The organism is Arthrobacter sp. 05T444, from assembly GCF_056395905.1.
This window is the reverse complement of record NZ_JBFTKK010000005.1, coordinates 23,288-38,628: the sequence shown is the minus strand read 5'-3', so window position 1 is coordinate 38,628 and position 15,341 is coordinate 23,288. Positions and strand designations below refer to the sequence as shown.

Genomic DNA, 15,341 nt, shown 5'->3' with positions numbered 1-15,341 from the left:
CCGCCAACCTGTGTGGCTGGTTGCTCTTTCACGCTACGGATCCCCGCCTTCACAGGCGTCAGCCGACGGGACATTCCCCAGCCGGTACAACCTGTACCCAGGTACTACGCGTGGCAGCCCGGCGAACCCGCCGGCGGCGGAACCGCCCACCTCCGACGACGGGTTCTGCCGGCAGCGCCATGACTAGAGCACGGCAGACAAGAACGCCCGGGTCCGCTCATGCTGCGGGTTGCCAATGACGGCCTCTGCGGGACCTTCCTCAATGATCCGGCCGCCGTGCATGAACACCACGCGGTCGGCCACGTCCCGCGCGAATCCCATTTCGTGCGTCACGACGATCATGGTCATTCCCGTTCGGGCCAGGTCCTTCATGACCCTGAGGACCTCGCCCACCAGCTCAGGATCCAGCGCCGACGTCGGCTCATCGAACAGCATCAGTTTCGGTTGCATGCAGAGCGCCCGGGCGATCGCCACGCGCTGCTGCTGCCCGCCCGAGAGGTGCCGCGGGTAGGCATCCGCTTTCTCCGACAGGCCTACCTTTTCCAGCAAATCCAATGCTCGACGGCGGACATCCGCCTTGCGCTGCTTGAGCACCCTGAGCGGGGCTTCCATGAGGTTTTCCAGCACGGTCATGTGCGGGAAAAGGTTGAAGTGCTGGAAAACCATCCCGATATCGGTGCGGTCGGCGCAGATTTCGTTGTGGGACTGTTCGTGGAGCTTGTCGCCCTTGATCCGGTAGCCCACCGCCCTGTCGGCGACCCACAGCAGGCCGCCGTCGATCTTCTCCAGGTGGTTCACACAGCGGAGGAAGGTGCTTTTCCCGGAGCCGGAGGCGCCGATGAGGCAGACCACTTCGCCGCTTTGGACGTGCAGGTCGATGCCCTTGAGGACCTCGTTGTCCCCGAAGCTTTTTCGTACGCCTTCCGCGCGTACCAGCGGGAGCCGCTCCGGTGACGATGGCAGGGGCATGGTTGTGTTGATGGTCATGATTGCCCGGCCTTTCCTGAGCCTTGAGCGGAGTGAACGGTGAAGAATTTGCGCAGCCGCGCAGCTGCGGTCGGCGGGGCGGACCGGGATGTGCCCCGCGCGAAATGCCGCTCCAAGTAACCTTGGCCCACCGAAAAGACCGTGGTGACGATGATGTACCAGATGCTGGCTACCAGGAGCAGAGGGACCACCTGCAGATTCTTCGAATAGATGATCTGGGCTGAATACAGGAGCTCGGGGACTGCCAGCACACTGACCAGCGAAGTCATCTTGAGCATGCCTATGAACTCGTTGCCCGTGGGCGGGATGATGACGCGCATGGCCTGCGGCAGGATCACCCGGGTGAGGGTCTGGATGCGGGACATGCCGAGGGCACCCGCCGCCTCGCCTTGGCCTTGGTCGATGGACTGGATTCCTGCCCGCACGATCTCCGACATGTAGGCGGCCTCGTTGAGGCCCAGGCCAAGGATCGCCGCGGCGAGGGGTGTGATGATCTGGTTGGCGTCCAGGCTCACGCCCGGGATGCCGAAGGTGATCTCCGGATACAGCGCCGACAAGTTGAACCAGAACAACAGCTGCACCAGGACAGGCGTGCCGCGGAAGATCGTCACGTAGGCGCTTGCCGAGGCCTTGACCACGGGGTTTGCCGAGAGCTGCATGACCGCAAGCACTACGCCCAAGCCAACGCCGGCGGCCATGCAAACCACCGTCAGAAACAGCGTGATACCGATCCCGTTGATGATGGCGACGTCGCGGAAATACAGGGCCACTTTGTCCCAGCCGAAACGGGGATTGCTTACCGCTGAAACAAGCAGCAAGACGACGACGGCGGCGACCGCGGTACCAGCCACCCATCGCCACGGGTGCCTGGCTGACACCACGGTGAACTGTCCGCGGGTGGTCCCCACCTTGGGGAGACTCATCAGGCTGCTCATTTCACTCCGCTCGCGTCCACGGCGTCAGCGCTGATGGTCACGGAGTCCGGGATGCCGTACTTCGTGTTGATCGCCTTATAGGTTTCGCCTGCGATCAGCGCCCTGACGGCCGCAACTATTGCTTTGGTCAGAGCCGAACCCTTCGGCATGGCGATACCGACCGGGGTCGGTTCGAAGTCCTGATTGCTGGCGAGCTCGAAGGCACCGCCGGAAAGCTTGCTTGCGTAGCTCATGCCGATAAGACCTGACAGGACGCTGTCTACGCGCCCGGAGATGAGGGCCAGGTTGGCTTCGTTCTGGGAGGGAAAGAGCTGAATGTCGATCGGCGCCTTGCCAGCGTCGACGCACTGCTTGGAAAACGCCGGAAGGGTCTCGATCCCCTGTGTGGTTCCCTTTTCGCCGCCCACCTTGGTGCCGCACAGCTTCATGGCGTCGAGGGCCAATTTCTTGGGATTGCCCGTCTTGACCGCGAGGCCGGAGCCACTGCTTTGGTAGGAGGCGAAATCGGCGTTCAGCTTGCGCTCGGCCGTGACGTTGAAGCCCGAGATGCCGACGTCGTACTTGTTCGAGCTCACGCCCGGGAGGATGGTGTCAAAGGTCGCCGGAACCATTTTCGCTTCGAGTCCCAGCGTCTCGCCAACGGCTTTCGCAAAGTCTGCGTCCCAGCCGACAACCGTCTTGCTGTCAGCCGCGTAGAACTCATATGGGGAGAAGGTGGGGTCCGTGCCAACCACCAGTGTGCCTTTGGTCTTGACGTCCGCGGGCAAGAGATTCGCTGCGGCCTGGTTGAACGGCGCCGCTGGAATGTCTGCGTCTTTGCCGGGAATGGAATTGACCGCGGCTTCTTTGCCGGCGTCGAGTGAAGCAGTGGTGCAGCCGGTGAGCCCGACGGCGGCCGCCAGTAGGAGGGTGCCTATGGAGATGTATCTAGGACGGTTCATGATTGCCTTCCGGATAGGTTGTTCCGTGGTCAACGGCGATGTTGACCACTGTGGTGCCGACATTGACGAGAGCGGGATGCCGAACGATTGCAACTACCCCGTCAATGGGTGCAAAGAAGTCTTGTGAGGGCCGGTCGAGTTCTTCAACCGAGTGAACCCGGGCCACGAGGTCGCCAGCCCTGACCTTCTGGCCAAGGTCGACTACCGGTTCGAAGAGGCCGGCCATCGTGGAATGGACCGGGGATTGTGCGGTGAGTTCAACCCACCGGATCGGGGCTTCGGCGTCGGACGAACCGCCGGCGGAGGATGCGTCCTTGAGTACTCCCCAGTGGCCAAGCAGCGAGCGAAGTCCCGTCCTGGCCCTGTTGAGGATCGGCAAGGATACGGTTCCCCTGCCACCGAGTTCGGTCGAGATCATCGGTACGCCCGCCTGGTCGGCGGCGCCGCTGATGGAGCCTGCCTTCAGCATGGGCTTCACCACCACCGAATATGGGGGGTTGAACGCGGCGACGGCCGCTGTCTTCTCGGCCCATAGCTCCGGCGTCGGTCCCTGGTAGACGAACGCGGACGGAACATATTCGGAGGCGATGCCCCCTGAGTGGATGTCCATGACGAAGTCCGCCATGGGGATGAGTTCCCCGGCGATAAGCGAGGCGATCTGCTCCGCGGGTCCGCCGTCGGCGCGGCCCGGGAGGGCGCGGTTGAGATTGACCTTGTCCACGCTGGAAACGCGGCGTCCTTCGCGGACGGCTGCAATGTTGAGGGCGGGCAGAATGATCAATCTCCCGGTGACGTCGTCCGGGTGCAGGGAACGGATGAGCTCCTGGAGCAGGATCTGGCCTTCATATTCGTCACCGTGCGTGCCGGCGATCAGGAGGACCGTGGGGCCGTCTCCGCCGCTCAGGACGGCGATGGGCGAGGGGATGACTGCAGCGTCATTTTCGTTGTCCGAATGCTCAATCTCCAGGTAGCCCAACTGTTTGCCGGCGGCGGCAAAATCGATGCCGCGTATGCGGGGAATGTGCAGGCTCATTAGGCAACTTTCGTCGGGGTTGGTAGGATTGGATTCACTGTATACAGTGAATCCTGTGATGTAAAGCACGTAGGATTAAATGAGTTTTGATACCGGTGAGGGGATGAGGCGAATGGCTGCGCAAGCTGCCAAGGGGATGCGGCCGCTGAGCGAGCACGTCTACGACAGGATCAGCAATGAGATCGTCAATGGCGTGGTCGAACCTGGCGCTCCTCTGGTCCAGGAACAACTGGCTGAAGAATATGGTGTTTCCCGCACCCCGGTCCGCGATGCGCTGAACCGCTTGGTCCATGAAGGACTCGCCACCCTGGTCCCGGGGGCCGGCTTTTTCGCGACCACACTGACCCGCTCAGCCGTCGAGGAAGTTTACGAAGTCCGCAAGGCTCTTGAGGTTATGGCAATCAGGCAATGCGGTGCCAGGTACACGGACCTTCAGCTTGCGCGGCTTGAGTTGCTCATCGCGGAGGGCGCGGCAAGCGCCGATCCAGAGGAACTGTTTACCGCCACGCGGGCGTTCCACTTGGGCCTGGCGGCACCGGCGCCCAACGGGTTTCTGCTGAAAACACTCGAATCCGTGTGGGATAACCCGGTTCAGCGGCTCATCAGCCGCTCGTATCCTCTGGATGAGGCCAAGCTTGAGCGCGTGGCAGGCGCCCACCGGGAGATCCTGGCTGCGGCCCGCGCAAACGACCTCGAAACACTGATCCCCTTGTTGGATCTGTGTCACGAGAAAGACTGACCGGGAAGTACATTCCAGCCTCAGTTATAGCTGCTTCGATGGGGTGACCCTGCAGAGGTGGGCCTGGCTAGTTCCCGGCGATCTCCGCGTAGAGCTTCTGGACCCGGGCCTTGATGTCGTCCCGGACAAGGCGCATCCGTTCCATTCCTTCAATGCCGCGTTCGGAGGGTTCGTCTGTTTCCCAGACCTCAAAGCGGGTACCGTCGCGGGGTTCGAGCTTCGCCTCGGTTCCCAGCACCACCACCACGTCGACGGCGTCCAGCATCTCGTCCGCGACCGGCTTGGGGTGTTCGCCGGTGATGTCGACGCCGAGTTCGGTTAGGGACTCCACGGCCTGCGGGTTAAGGGACTTGCCGGGCTTGGTGCCTGCCGAGTAGACGCTGACGGCCCCGTTGGCGAGCTGGTTCATCAGGCCGGCGGCGAGCTGGGATTTGCCGCCGTTCTTGCTGCAGACGAAGAGGACGGCAGGGGTCTTGTGTGTACCGGGTGTTTCAGGGGTCATGAGTGCGTTGTTTCCTTTGTGTGTGAGTCGACCAAGTGGGTGGAACGGGTTTGCGTCAGTTGATGCCGGAGCGGCCGTGGGTCAGGCCGGTGGGGAAACCGACCAGCACCGGTTCGGGTGTGCCGCAGCAGCCGCTCTCCACGGAGGCCGCTCCTAACATTGTCCCAGTGGCGGGGACGTCACAGCTGGCGTCGGCATCGGTGGAGCAGACGCCGGTCTCGGGGAGTTCGAGGTGGACGGTGTCCGCGGCTTCGCGGTCCCCGGCGAGGGCGGCCACGACGGAGCGGACCTGTTCATAGCCGGTGGCCAGCAGGAAGGTCGGTGCCCGTCCGTAGGACTTCATGCCCACCATGTAGAAGTCCTTCTCCGGGTGGGCCAGGACCTTGGCGCCGTGCGGAGGGACTGTGCCGCAGGAGTGGAATTCGGGGTCGATCAGGGGGCCCAACTCCACCGGAGCCTCGACGGCAGGGTCCAGGTTGAGCCGGAGTTCGCGCAGGATGTCCAGGTCCGGGCGGAAGCCGGTGCAGGGCACCACGATGTCGGCGTCGAGGGTGCGGCCGTCAACGGCTTCGACGGTCACGCCGGAATCCAGTGTTTTGAGGGAAGCGATGCCGAAGCCGGTGTGCAGTTCGATTGTTCCGGCCTCCACGAGCCGCCGGACCCGGCCGCCGAGCTGGCCGCGTGCGGGAAGCCCGTCGGCGTCACCGCCGCCGTAGACCTTCGACGCGGACTGGCCCCGGAGCGCCCACAGGATCGTGGTGTCCGGCTCCTCCTTCGCGAGGTCGGCCAGGCTGATGAGGGTGTTCGCGGCGGAGTGCCCGGCGCCAACCACCAGGACTCGGCGCCCCGTGAAGGCGGCGCGGTCGCGGCCGGTGACGTCGGGAAGCGGCGCGGAGATCCGGCCCGCTGCGGCGTTCTCGCCGATGGCAGGCAGGCCGGACGTGCCCAGCGGATTGCGGCGGGACCAGGTTCCGGAGGCATCGATGACAGCAGCCACGGCGTGGTCGCGCGTTTCGCCGTCGGCGTGGTCGACCCGGACGGTGAAGGGTGTGGTGTCACGGTTGCGGGCGTGGGTCTTGTCCAGGCCCTGCCGTGTCACAGCGACGACGCGCGCGCCGGTTTGCAGCCGGGAGGCGATCTCCGGCAGCGCGGCGACGGGCTCGAGGTAGTTGTCGATGAGTTCGCCGCCGTACGGCAGGGCGGTGGGCCGGGGTGATTCCCAGCCGGACGCTTCCAGCAGGCGGAGGGCGGCGGCGTCGAGGTTGTACCGCCATGGTGAAAACAGCCTGATGTGGCGCCACTGCTCGATGGCCGCGCCCGCCGTCGGTCCCGCCTCGAAGACCAGCGGCTCCAGGCCGCGCTCCAGCAGGTGGGCCGCAGCGGCCAGGCCCACCGGGCCGGCGCCGATCACTGCAACGGGAAGGCTGTTTGTCGAATCCATGCTGTCCTCTTTCGTTCAGCGGGTGTGGCGGTTCAAGTACGGGCGGGGCCCGCCGGTCCCATCGCTTGAAGGGACCGGCAGGCAGCGGGGCGTCAGCAGCAGTCCTGATCGTCGTCGCAGCAACCCGAGTCGCCGCCGCAGCATCCGGTGGTCATTCAGCTCACCTCCTCCCCTTGTCCGGGTTTCAGGCGTGGGTGGGTTCCTCCACCAAGGCCGCGGCGATACTGTCCGCGTCGTCCCGGGCCGGTTACTTGGCAGCTGGGATGAGGGACTCGATCAGGCCCTCGATGCGGGTCTTGATCTCGTCACGGATCGGACGGACGGCGTCGACGCCCTGGCCGGCCGGGTCTTCCAGCACCCAGTCCTCGTAGCGTTTGCCCGGGAAGTACGGGCATTCATCCCCGCAGCCCATGGTGATCACGACGTCCGATTCCTTCACGGCCTCGGTGGTGAGGACCTTCGGGACCTCGGCGGACATGTCGATGCCCGCCTCGGCCATAGCCTCGACGGCGGCGGGGTTGATCTTGTCTGCAGGCTGGGATCCGGCGGAACGGACCTCGATGGCCCCCTTGGAGAGGCTGGTCAGGAAGGCGGCGGCCATCTGGGAACGGCCGGCATTGTGCACGCACACGAAGAGGACGGAGGGCTTCTTGGCGGATTCGGTGCTCACTGTTTCTCCTGGAATCAGTTAGGGATGGGCGAGAGGGTCTGCTTGAGGTCGTCACGCCCGAAGCCTTTGCGTCGCTCATAAGATATTGATGTTGATCGATATATGGAGTATCGGACAATAGATTGATGATTGTCAATATTCACGGCGAAGCGGGTTTATTGCCGGTCCTGCCCGCCAGAGTTCGCCGTTCTGTGCCGGAGACCGCCCGGGGCTAGGCGGCGTGCATCCGGGGTGCCAGGTCGCTAATGCGGTGGGAGAGGTCGGCGAAGGCGTTCTCGAAGGCTTCCTCAGTGTTGAGCCGCAGCGGATCCGGCACCGACCAGTGGACGCCGCCGAGGCCGGTAAGTTCCTCGTGGGCGTTGTCGCACACGGTCACGACGAAGTCCCCGTCACCGGCCACCTGGTCCAGCCTCCGCGGGGAACGCTTTGCGATGGTGAGCCCATGCCGGCCTGCGACGTCGATGGCTCCCTGAGCGATGCTGTCCGCGGGGTGCGTTCCCGCCGAGGCCGATGGGATTCCACTGACCTGCGGCCAGAGGGCGGCGGCCAACTGGGACCGGGCGCTGTTCCGGGTGCAGACGAACAGCACACGCCTGGCGCCGTGTTCAACACCGGGCGCGAGGCCTTCCAGTGCACCGGCGGCAAGCCGGATATAGCTGCGGCGCCTGTCGGCCTCCGAGCGGTGGCGGGTTGCCAGGCCCGCTCCTTCCAGGGTGCGCAAATGGTGGGAAAGCAGGTTCGAGGGCATCCCCAGCTCAGCCTGCAGTTCCGTCGGAGAGACGTCCCCCAGGGTCAGCAGGTCGACGATGCGCAGCCGCGCAGGATCCGCGAGGGCCGCATGCTTGGCCACCCGCGCCTGAAAAGCATCCACTGACTCAGTCTTCATTGACTCAATTTTGACTGAGTTAATTTCATCGGTCAAGCTTGGTGCCATGACTTCAAACCAGCCGCCGTTGTGGCGCCGCACCGTCGCCGAACTGCTTGGCACGAGCTTGCTCGTGATGATCGTCGTGGGCTCGGGGATCGCGGCGCAGCAGCTCTCCCCCAATGACGTGGGCCTGCAGCTGCTGCAGAACAGCACCGCCACCGTGCTCGGTTTGACCGTGCTGATCCTGATGTTCGGGCCCGTGAGTGGGGCGCACTTCAATCCAGTGGTCTCACTCGTGGACTGGATCCTGGGCCGGCGCAGCGGCTCGGGACTGACTCTGCCGGAGTTCGGCACCTATGTGGTTGCACAGACGCTGGGTGCGATCAGCGGCAGCGTCCTCGCGAATGCCATGTTTGAGGTGGGGACCTCCATCTCCTTCAAGGACCGCGCCACCGGCGGGCATCTGCTCGGGGAAGTTGTGGCGACCGCCGGGCTCATTTTGCTGATCTTCACACTTGCCGCCACGAAGCGGGGCGTTCTTGCCGCGCCGGCGGTGGGCGCCTACATCGGGGCCGCATATTGGTTCACATCCTCGACGTCGTTCGCGAACCCCGCGGTGACAGTCGGCCGCATCTTCAGCGACACCTTCGCCGGCATCGCACCGGCCTCCGTGCCAGGCTTCGTCGTCGCGCAGCTCATTGGCGCGGCAGCAGGCCTGGGCCTCCTGCTCCTCCTGTTCCCCTCGGCAGCCCGCACCGCCGACGACGTCGTACTTCCGCACGAAGCAGAAAAGACCAGCCCCTAGCCCTGGCCGCGGCAGGCATGCGGCCTGCTCCAGGATCTCTACATTGATGAACGTCTATATTGGCGCATAATGGGGTACATGAACTTGCTGCCCATTCTCGAGCCGGCCACGGATGAATGCTGCGCGCCGGCATCGGCGCCGGCCCTGGGCCCTGAAGACGCCAAGCAACAGGCCGTGGTCTTCAAGGCGCTGGCCGACCCGAACCGGCTCCGGCTGCTCTCCATCATCAAGGCCTCATCCTCCGGGGCGACCTGCGTGTGTGACCTGACCGATCCGCTGGACCTGAGCCAGCCCACCGTGTCCCACCACCTGAAGGTCCTGGTCGAAGCCGGACTGCTGCACCGCGAAAAGCGCGGCACCTGGGCCTACTTCTCCCTTGCCCCCGGCGCCCTGGACGACGTCGCCGGCATCCTCGCAAAGCTATGACCTTGCCCGTGGCGATCCGGGCCATGGAACCAGCCGACTCGCCGGACGTACGCCGCTCCCCGGCCCTCTGAACGAGGCACGGGGCCGGTTCCCTGCCACCTACCGCTGATTTCTTGCCTGGTGTCAGGTCACCGGGTCGATGCGGCGTACCTCGATCGGCCACAGTTTGGCCTCTCCGAATTTGCCGGCAATTTCCACGGCGCGGTCCATGTCCACGCAGTCGACGATGTAGTAGCCGGCCACGATTTCCTTCGATTCGATGAACGGACCGTCGGTCACAGAGCGCCTGCCGCCGTCCATTCTTACGAACTTCGCCTCTTCATCGAGTTCATGGGCTTCCACGAACTCTCCGGAGGCTCTGAGTTCCTTTTGCAAAGCGGGCACTTGTTCTAGCTGTATTCAGATGACGACGGGGACCCGGCAGTAGTCTCCGCCAGGCGTTTGGTAAGGTAGCGCCGCTCGACCTCGGACGGTGCGAGTTCCCGGGCCCGCTGATATTCGCGGCCGGCCTCTGTCTTTCGGCCAAGGCGCCGCAGGAGATCGGCTTTCGCGGCGGGCAGAAGGTAGTAGCCCTCCAGCGACCGTGTCAGGTCAAGCTGGTCGATAAGGGCAAGCCCTGCCTCCGGTCCTTGGGACATCGCGACGGCGACGGCACGGTTGAGCTCGATGACCGGTGACGGTGCAATCTGCGCCAGGTGGTCATAGAGCAAGGCCACCTGGCCGAAGTCTGTTGTGCCGGAACTGCTGGCTGTCATGTGGCAGGCAGCAATGGCCGCCTGGATGCGGTAACTTCCGGGCTGGGAACGGCGTGAAATGGCCATTTGATCGGCGGCCGCCAGCAGCGCCACAGCCTCTGCAACCGCGGCCCTATCCCATGATTGGCGGTCCTGCTCCTCCAGCGTCACCAAGTCCCCTGCGGCGTCTGTTCGCGTCCTTCGCCTGGCATGGTGGAACAGCATGAGCGCCAGGAGACCCAGAGCTTCTGGTTCTTGTGGGGACCCGTCGAGCAACGCAGCCAGCAACCGGGTCAGGCGAATCGCTTCCCGGACAAGCGGCTCGCGGATTAAGGAGTTGCTGCCGGTGGCCGAATAGCCTTCGTTGAACATCAGATACAGCACGGCCAGGATCCCGGCCGTGCGTTCGGATATCAGCTCCGGCGGCGGCACGCGATACGGGATGCCTGCATCCCGTATCTTGGCACGGGCCCTGACGAGCCTTTTCGACATCGTGGCTTCGGAGACAAGGAACGCGCGCGCGATCTCACCGGTCGTCAGTCCCGCGACGGTGCGCAAGGTCAACGCCACCCGGGCATCGAGCGGGAGGGCAGGGTGGCAACAGGTGTAAATCAGCCGCAACCGGTCGTCGTCGGCCGCCGGATCGCTCTCGGCCTCGCCTTCCAGCCCTTCGAGCGCAGTGAGAATAGCGAGCTCACGCACCGCCCTCTTTTCGCTGGCCGCACTCCGCATCCGGTCGATCGCCCTGTTCCTGGCAACGGTTGTCAGCCACGCCGCGGGGTTCCTCGGAATGCCGCGCATCGGCCAGTCAACCAGGGCGCGCGCGAACGCATCCTGGACACAATCCTCGGCCAGGCTCCAGTCGCCCGTCACGCGAATGAGGGTTGCGGTGATTCGCGCGGTCTCCAGCGCGGAGGCGGTTTCGATGGCGGTCTGCACGTCGGAGGGCTCTGGCACCACTTCATCCCTCCCTCGATCATCAGTACAGGCCACCAGGCGGATGGCTACTCCCCGAGCGGCCACACCGGCCTGATCTCGATCTTGCCAAATCTTGCCATGGGGTGTTTGGACGCCACCTCGATAGCCTCATCGAGATCGGTACAGGCGATGATGTCATAGCCCGCGATCCATTCCTTCGTCTCGGCGAACGGCCCGTCCGAGACGACCACTTCGCCCGCGCGCACCGTGACGGTGGTTGCGTCCTCGACAGGGCGCAGCCTGTCACCGTGACGGCTGACGCCCCTGGCCTCCATTTCGGCCCCCCATTCGACGATGTTGTCCTCCGCTGCCACATATTTCGGCGCTGTGGGATCGCTACAGATAAACAGCATGTACTCCACGATGACTCCTTCTTTAGAGGTTGATACACCAGTACGACGACCGGGATGTCGCCAAAAGGACAGTGGGTGAGAAATTCTTTTGAGGTCGGCACGGGTCGTGTCGCCATCCCCCTCTCAGAGGCGGGGGTCCAGGTCAGCGGCGTAGAACTGTCTCACGCGATGATCGCCCGTCTACGTGAGAAGGTCGGAGAGGACCAGATTCCCGTTGTTCAGGGCGACATGACCGAGGCAGCGGCGGGCGAAAACTTCTCGCTTGCCTACTGGTGTTCAACACCATCGCCAACCTCTTGACACAGGACGAACAGATCCGGTGTTTCCAGAACGCTGCCCGTCATCTTGCACCTGGCGGGCGCTTCGTCATTGAGCTCTGGGTGCCACAACTGCGTTCGCTGCCACCCGGACACGGCGGGACAGTCGAGGTGAGTCAGCCCGGGTATCTCCTGGTCGATACCTATGACGTGCTGCACCAGCACGTCATCTCGCACGTGCGGTTCGGCCCAGAACTATCGGATGGGCGGGATGCACGGATCGGACGGACACCACACCGGTACATCTGGCCCAGCGAGCTCGATCTCATGGCGCGGCTACCGGGTTTGAACTGGAATCCAGGTGGGCGGGCTGGGACCGCAGCGACTTCACCGCGGAGTCTCCCAGTCACGTGTCTGTATACCGGCTCTCCGCACGCTGAGGGTCCCTACCGGGAGTGGTGTTCGCGTACGCGGTCGAGCCACTCCGTGGTCAGCGCCTTGATGAGGCCGGGCTGTTCGTGCGGCAACGCATGGCCGGCGCGGTCGAGCACGGCGAATGTGGCCCGCGGATAGTGCTCGAGCAGATCCCATTGGCTGGCGTATCCCACCGTGGAGTCCTGGCGCCCGGCGACTATAAGGACGGGGCAGGGGTACGGTGGGCCCTCCTCAGGACTGGTGCTGAGCCGCCAATGTTGGCCGATCCGCTCGAGGCCGGCTTCGTCGACCAAACCAAGGGCGGGGACCACGTACTCCTTGTATCGCTCCAGCGTGGCCTGCGTCTGCACGACGAAGTAGTCGCGGAACACACTCTCCTCGGCCGGGCCGAGCGTCCGGCCCGGATCCACCGAGGCGTTCAAGACCTGGTGCGCAGGCAAATCCCTCACGTTCTCGCCCAGCGGACAGATCAGCGCGAGCCCTGCCACCTGCTCCGGGCGCCTGCCGGCGATGGCTCGGGCATAGTACGCGCCTGCGGAATGGCCCATGAGCCGGAACTGCCCGGCACCGACCACACCATCGACGAACGCGAGCAAGAGGTCCAGAACGTCCTCGGCGCTATTGAGCGTGACCGACGCCGGCGTCTGCCCCATGCCCGGCAGGTCCGGGTAAATGCGCCGAAAATTGGATAGCCCGCCAAATATCGGCTCCATGGCACCGACCATCTCCCGGTGATCCACGCCCGCACCATGCAGCATCAGGACCGGAACCCCGTCACCGTGCTCGACATAATGGACTGGTATTTCACGTGCTTTGTACTCCACAAAGTCAGCTTAATCCGGGCCCTTCGCTAAAGGGCGTCGTTGGGTCAGACCGGGAAACCGCTTCCGCCCCGCCGTTGGTAGTCTTTAGCCGACTATCGCCTTTCACCAGACATCACTTGAGGTGCGAACCATGACCGCGACGACACGCCCTCCGGGCACCGTCCTTCTTGCCGGTGCCACCGGCGATCTCGGCGGGCGGATCCTGCGGAATCTGGTCGACCTTGGCGCCACCGTTCGCGTCCTGACACGACAAGAGACCAGCACGGCGCGGATTGCCGAGCTACGCGCCGTGGGCGCCGAGGTGATTCAGGCGGATTACGACGATCCGGACGGGCTCCGAAGGGCCTGCACGGATGTTGACTGCGTGGTCTCTGCGATCAACGGTCTCGACAGCGCAATCCTTGGTTCCCAGTCGCGCTTGCTGGAGGCGGCGGCCGCGGTGGGTTCGCGTCGCTTCATCCCTTCCGACTTCTCCATCGATTACCGTGGTATCCGGCCTCGAAGCAACCGGAACTTACAGCTCCGCAGAGACTTCGCACGGGAACTGGACGCGACCGAAATCCGGGCCACATCCATCCTTAGCGGCGCCTTCACCGACATGCTCTCCGGGCAGGCACCAATGATCCTGCTCTCCCTGCACCGTGTGCTCTTTTGGTCCGACCCCGACCAGGTGCTCGATTTCACTACCAAGGACGACACGGCCACCTACACTGCCGCCGCCGCCCTCGACGAGCGGGCGCCCCGTGTCCTCCAGATCGCCGGGGACCAGGTCACGGCAAGGACCTTGGCATCGACGATGACCGACCTGACCGGCACACAATTCCGGCTCCTCTACGCGGGCAGTTTTGGTTCCCTGACTACTATGAGCCGGGCAGTCAGAGCCCTCATGCCGGCCTCTACCGAGCCGTTCCCGCCGTGGCAGGGCATGCAGTACTTCGCCAGCATGTTCAGCGGTGACGCGAATCTGCGTCACATCAACAACGACCGGTACGGCAGCCGGAGATGGACGACCGCCCGGGACGTCCTGGAGCAGCACCGTCAGCAGAGTTGACCGGACCCGAGGCGCGCTGGGCCAAGGGTCCTGGTAGTCCTGGTTCAAGCAGTCACGCCGATCCTGAACCGGACTGCACCTTCACCCGCTGGTCCCCGGCGCGCGTAAGTCCACCGGGACTCCCTGGCGTAGGCCGATAGAGTAGGTTCAGAATTGGTCGGGGGGACCACATGACTTCACGCCATTGCCTTGTTATCGAAGACGACCAGGACATCCGTGACCTGCTCTGCATGATCCTTACCGGAATGGGGTTCGTCGTTCACGCCGAAACCACCGGCACGGCAGGACTCCGGGCAGCCGGAACACTGGACCTAGCCCTCATCACGCTGGATCTGGGCCTTCCGGACCTCAGCGGCCTGGACGCGGCGCGTGGCCTGCGGACACTCTCGAAGGCACCGATCCTCATGATCACCGCGTGGGCAGAACCTGGTGATGAGATCGACGGCATGGCTGCCGGCGCAGACGCGTACCTCGCCAAACCCTTCCGCCCTCACATGCTCAGAGAACTGGTACAGCGGCTCTGCCCACCAGAGCACCACGATGCCCCGCCGTCGCGAGCCGAAGACACCGCCACGGGATCACCGGCCTAGGTTAGGGGCACACTTGGTGTCATGGCTGATTCTGAAGCAGTGACAACTCAGCGTTCGACGGTTGAGGATTGGACGCGCGCATTGGCGGAATCCGCCGGTTCGCCGGGCGGCGGGGCCGGGGCGGGATTGATGCTTGCCATCGCCGCGTCACTGACATCGATGGTGGCCGGATATACGGAAGCTGAGGAGCACCAGCGCGGGGAACTCGCCAATGTTCACGCGCGGGCGCGCTCACTCCGGGAAGTCGCCCTTCGACTGGCCGATGACGACGCGTCAGCCTCTAAAGCTTTCGGCGCCGCGTTTCGGCTGGAACTGGGGCCGGAACGCGAGGACGCCATACACCGGGCATCCGTCGTCGCCGCCAAGGCATCTGCCGTGCTCGGCAAGCGAGCCATCGATGCCATCGGAGATCTGGGGTGGCTTGCTTCCAACGGTAACCCGGCGCTTATCGCCGATATCGTCGTCGCGTTCGGTGCCCTGAGGGCAGCGGTGACAGGGGCGCGCACAAACGTGAGTTTCGATCTCGCGGCGCTCACCTCCGCGGGCTCCACCCTCGAGGAGGTTCGGGAACAGCACCCGGCCCTGTGGGAGACCGTCGAGCACCTCAACGCCGCGCTCGATCGGATAGACGGGCTGACCGCCGAGATAGACCACAGGGCCGCTCCCACCGACGCCGTCTGACGCGGCGCACGCCCGGGCGTCTGGCCCGACGGCGTGACAGAGCCGGACGACGTCGTAGCTGAAGTGGTTTCCGATCACGCAGTTGTTGGCC

19 protein-coding genes are annotated in these 15,341 nt (G+C 64.5%); 7 read left to right on the top strand and 12 right to left on the bottom strand.

Translation table 11 applies throughout. The annotated features are described in order from the left end of the window. Nucleotides 1-183: 183 nt before the first annotated feature. Genes AC1DD3_RS06580 through AC1DD3_RS06565 form a run of 4 tightly spaced genes read right to left on the bottom strand, consistent with a single transcriptional unit; the run spans nucleotide 184 to nucleotide 3,896 of the window. Nucleotides 184-987, bottom strand: a complete 804-nt coding sequence (locus tag AC1DD3_RS06580) for an amino acid ABC transporter ATP-binding protein (protein ID WP_290369763.1) — start codon at nucleotides 985-987, stop codon at nucleotides 184-186. After that, nucleotides 984-1,910, bottom strand: a complete 927-nt coding sequence (locus AC1DD3_RS06575; RefSeq protein WP_476881230.1) for an amino acid ABC transporter permease — start codon at nucleotides 1,908-1,910, stop codon at nucleotides 984-986. Before AC1DD3_RS06575 ends, AC1DD3_RS06580 begins: the two co-directional genes overlap by 4 nt. An 8-nt stretch (nucleotides 1,911-1,918) precedes the next feature. Beyond that, on the bottom strand, nucleotides 1,919-2,863 hold the full coding sequence (locus AC1DD3_RS06570) for an ABC transporter substrate-binding protein (protein WP_476881229.1): 945 nt from the start codon (nucleotides 2,861-2,863) through the stop codon (nucleotides 1,919-1,921). Next, entirely contained in the window at nucleotides 2,850-3,896 is a 1,047-nt protein-coding gene (locus AC1DD3_RS06565; RefSeq protein ID WP_476881228.1) for a succinylglutamate desuccinylase, read from the bottom strand. Before AC1DD3_RS06565 ends, AC1DD3_RS06570 begins: the two co-directional genes overlap by 14 nt. 112 nt (nucleotides 3,897-4,008) lie before the next feature. Between AC1DD3_RS06565 and AC1DD3_RS06560 the strand changes: the two genes are divergently transcribed. Next, entirely contained in the window at nucleotides 4,009-4,635 is a 627-nt protein-coding gene (locus AC1DD3_RS06560) for a GntR family transcriptional regulator (protein ID WP_476881227.1), read from the top strand. Between the two features lie 67 nt (nucleotides 4,636-4,702). Here the strand turns inward: AC1DD3_RS06560 and AC1DD3_RS06555 are convergent, their stop codons facing one another. The 4 genes from AC1DD3_RS06555 to AC1DD3_RS06540 all read right to left on the bottom strand — a co-directional run bounded on the left by AC1DD3_RS06555 (nucleotide 4,703) and on the right by AC1DD3_RS06540 (nucleotide 8,134). Beyond that, nucleotides 4,703-5,137 carry an arsenate-mycothiol transferase ArsC gene (locus AC1DD3_RS06555; protein WP_230118878.1) on the bottom strand — a complete coding sequence of 145 codons (435 nt, stop codon included), beginning with the start codon at nucleotides 5,135-5,137 and terminating at the stop codon, nucleotides 4,703-4,705. Between the two features lie 55 nt (nucleotides 5,138-5,192). Then, on the bottom strand, nucleotides 5,193-6,578 hold the full coding sequence (locus AC1DD3_RS06550; RefSeq protein ID WP_476881226.1) for an FAD-dependent oxidoreductase: 1,386 nt from the start codon (nucleotides 6,576-6,578) through the stop codon (nucleotides 5,193-5,195). 247 nt (nucleotides 6,579-6,825) lie between these two features. Next, nucleotides 6,826-7,248 (bottom strand): arsenate reductase ArsC, encoded by a 423-nt coding sequence (locus AC1DD3_RS06545; protein WP_230118880.1) that lies wholly within the window; start codon nucleotides 7,246-7,248, stop codon nucleotides 6,826-6,828. Between the two features lie 211 nt (nucleotides 7,249-7,459). After that, nucleotides 7,460-8,134 (bottom strand): arsenate reductase/protein-tyrosine-phosphatase family protein, encoded by a 675-nt coding sequence (locus AC1DD3_RS06540; protein WP_230118881.1) that lies wholly within the window; start codon nucleotides 8,132-8,134, stop codon nucleotides 7,460-7,462. Nucleotides 8,135-8,180: 46 nt separating this feature from the next. Between AC1DD3_RS06540 and AC1DD3_RS06535 the strand changes: the two genes are divergently transcribed. Continuing rightward, nucleotides 8,181-8,921 (top strand): aquaporin, encoded by a 741-nt coding sequence (locus AC1DD3_RS06535; protein ID WP_476881225.1) that lies wholly within the window; start codon nucleotides 8,181-8,183, stop codon nucleotides 8,919-8,921. A gap of 78 nt (nucleotides 8,922-8,999) precedes the next feature. Next, nucleotides 9,000-9,347: an ArsR/SmtB family transcription factor gene (locus tag AC1DD3_RS06530; protein ID WP_476881224.1), complete on the top strand. Its 348-nt coding sequence runs from the start codon at nucleotides 9,000-9,002 to the stop codon at nucleotides 9,345-9,347. Nucleotides 9,348-9,470: 123 nt separating this feature from the next. On the opposite strand, the gene AC1DD3_RS06525 is transcribed toward AC1DD3_RS06530, so the two are convergent. From AC1DD3_RS06525 to AC1DD3_RS06515, 3 genes are all read right to left on the bottom strand, one after another. Next, nucleotides 9,471-9,731: a YciI family protein gene (locus AC1DD3_RS06525; protein ID WP_230118884.1), complete on the bottom strand. Its 261-nt coding sequence runs from the start codon at nucleotides 9,729-9,731 to the stop codon at nucleotides 9,471-9,473. A 5-nt stretch (nucleotides 9,732-9,736) separates the two neighbouring features. Then, nucleotides 9,737-11,020 (bottom strand): RNA polymerase sigma factor, encoded by a 1,284-nt coding sequence (locus AC1DD3_RS06520; RefSeq protein ID WP_476881223.1) that lies wholly within the window; start codon nucleotides 11,018-11,020, stop codon nucleotides 9,737-9,739. 65 nt (nucleotides 11,021-11,085) lie between these two features. After that, nucleotides 11,086-11,412: a YciI family protein gene (locus tag AC1DD3_RS06515; protein ID WP_354962143.1), complete on the bottom strand. Its 327-nt coding sequence runs from the start codon at nucleotides 11,410-11,412 to the stop codon at nucleotides 11,086-11,088. 54 nt (nucleotides 11,413-11,466) lie between these two features. On the opposite strand from AC1DD3_RS06515, the gene AC1DD3_RS06510 reads away from it, so the two are divergent. Continuing rightward, nucleotides 11,467-11,712: a class I SAM-dependent methyltransferase gene (locus tag AC1DD3_RS06510; protein ID WP_476881222.1), complete on the top strand. Its 246-nt coding sequence runs from the start codon at nucleotides 11,467-11,469 to the stop codon at nucleotides 11,710-11,712. 403 nt (nucleotides 11,713-12,115) lie between these two features. Here AC1DD3_RS06510 and AC1DD3_RS06505 read toward each other — a convergent pair whose 3' ends face one another. Continuing rightward, nucleotides 12,116-12,928, bottom strand: a complete 813-nt coding sequence (locus AC1DD3_RS06505) for an alpha/beta fold hydrolase (protein ID WP_230118887.1) — start codon at nucleotides 12,926-12,928, stop codon at nucleotides 12,116-12,118. Between the two features lie 130 nt (nucleotides 12,929-13,058). Here AC1DD3_RS06505 and AC1DD3_RS06500 point away from each other — a divergent pair, with 130 nt between their 5' ends. From AC1DD3_RS06500 to AC1DD3_RS06490, 3 genes are all read left to right on the top strand, one after another. Next, nucleotides 13,059-13,979, top strand: coding sequence for an NmrA family NAD(P)-binding protein (locus tag AC1DD3_RS06500; protein WP_230118888.1), 921 nt, complete (start codon nucleotides 13,059-13,061; stop codon nucleotides 13,977-13,979). A gap of 170 nt (nucleotides 13,980-14,149) precedes the next feature. After that, nucleotides 14,150-14,569, top strand: coding sequence for a response regulator transcription factor (locus tag AC1DD3_RS06495; RefSeq protein WP_230118889.1), 420 nt, complete (start codon nucleotides 14,150-14,152; stop codon nucleotides 14,567-14,569). 21 nt (nucleotides 14,570-14,590) lie between these two features. Beyond that, nucleotides 14,591-15,250, top strand: a complete 660-nt coding sequence (locus AC1DD3_RS06490) for a cyclodeaminase/cyclohydrolase family protein (RefSeq protein ID WP_230118890.1) — start codon at nucleotides 14,591-14,593, stop codon at nucleotides 15,248-15,250. Nucleotides 15,251-15,341 lie beyond the last annotated feature (91 nt).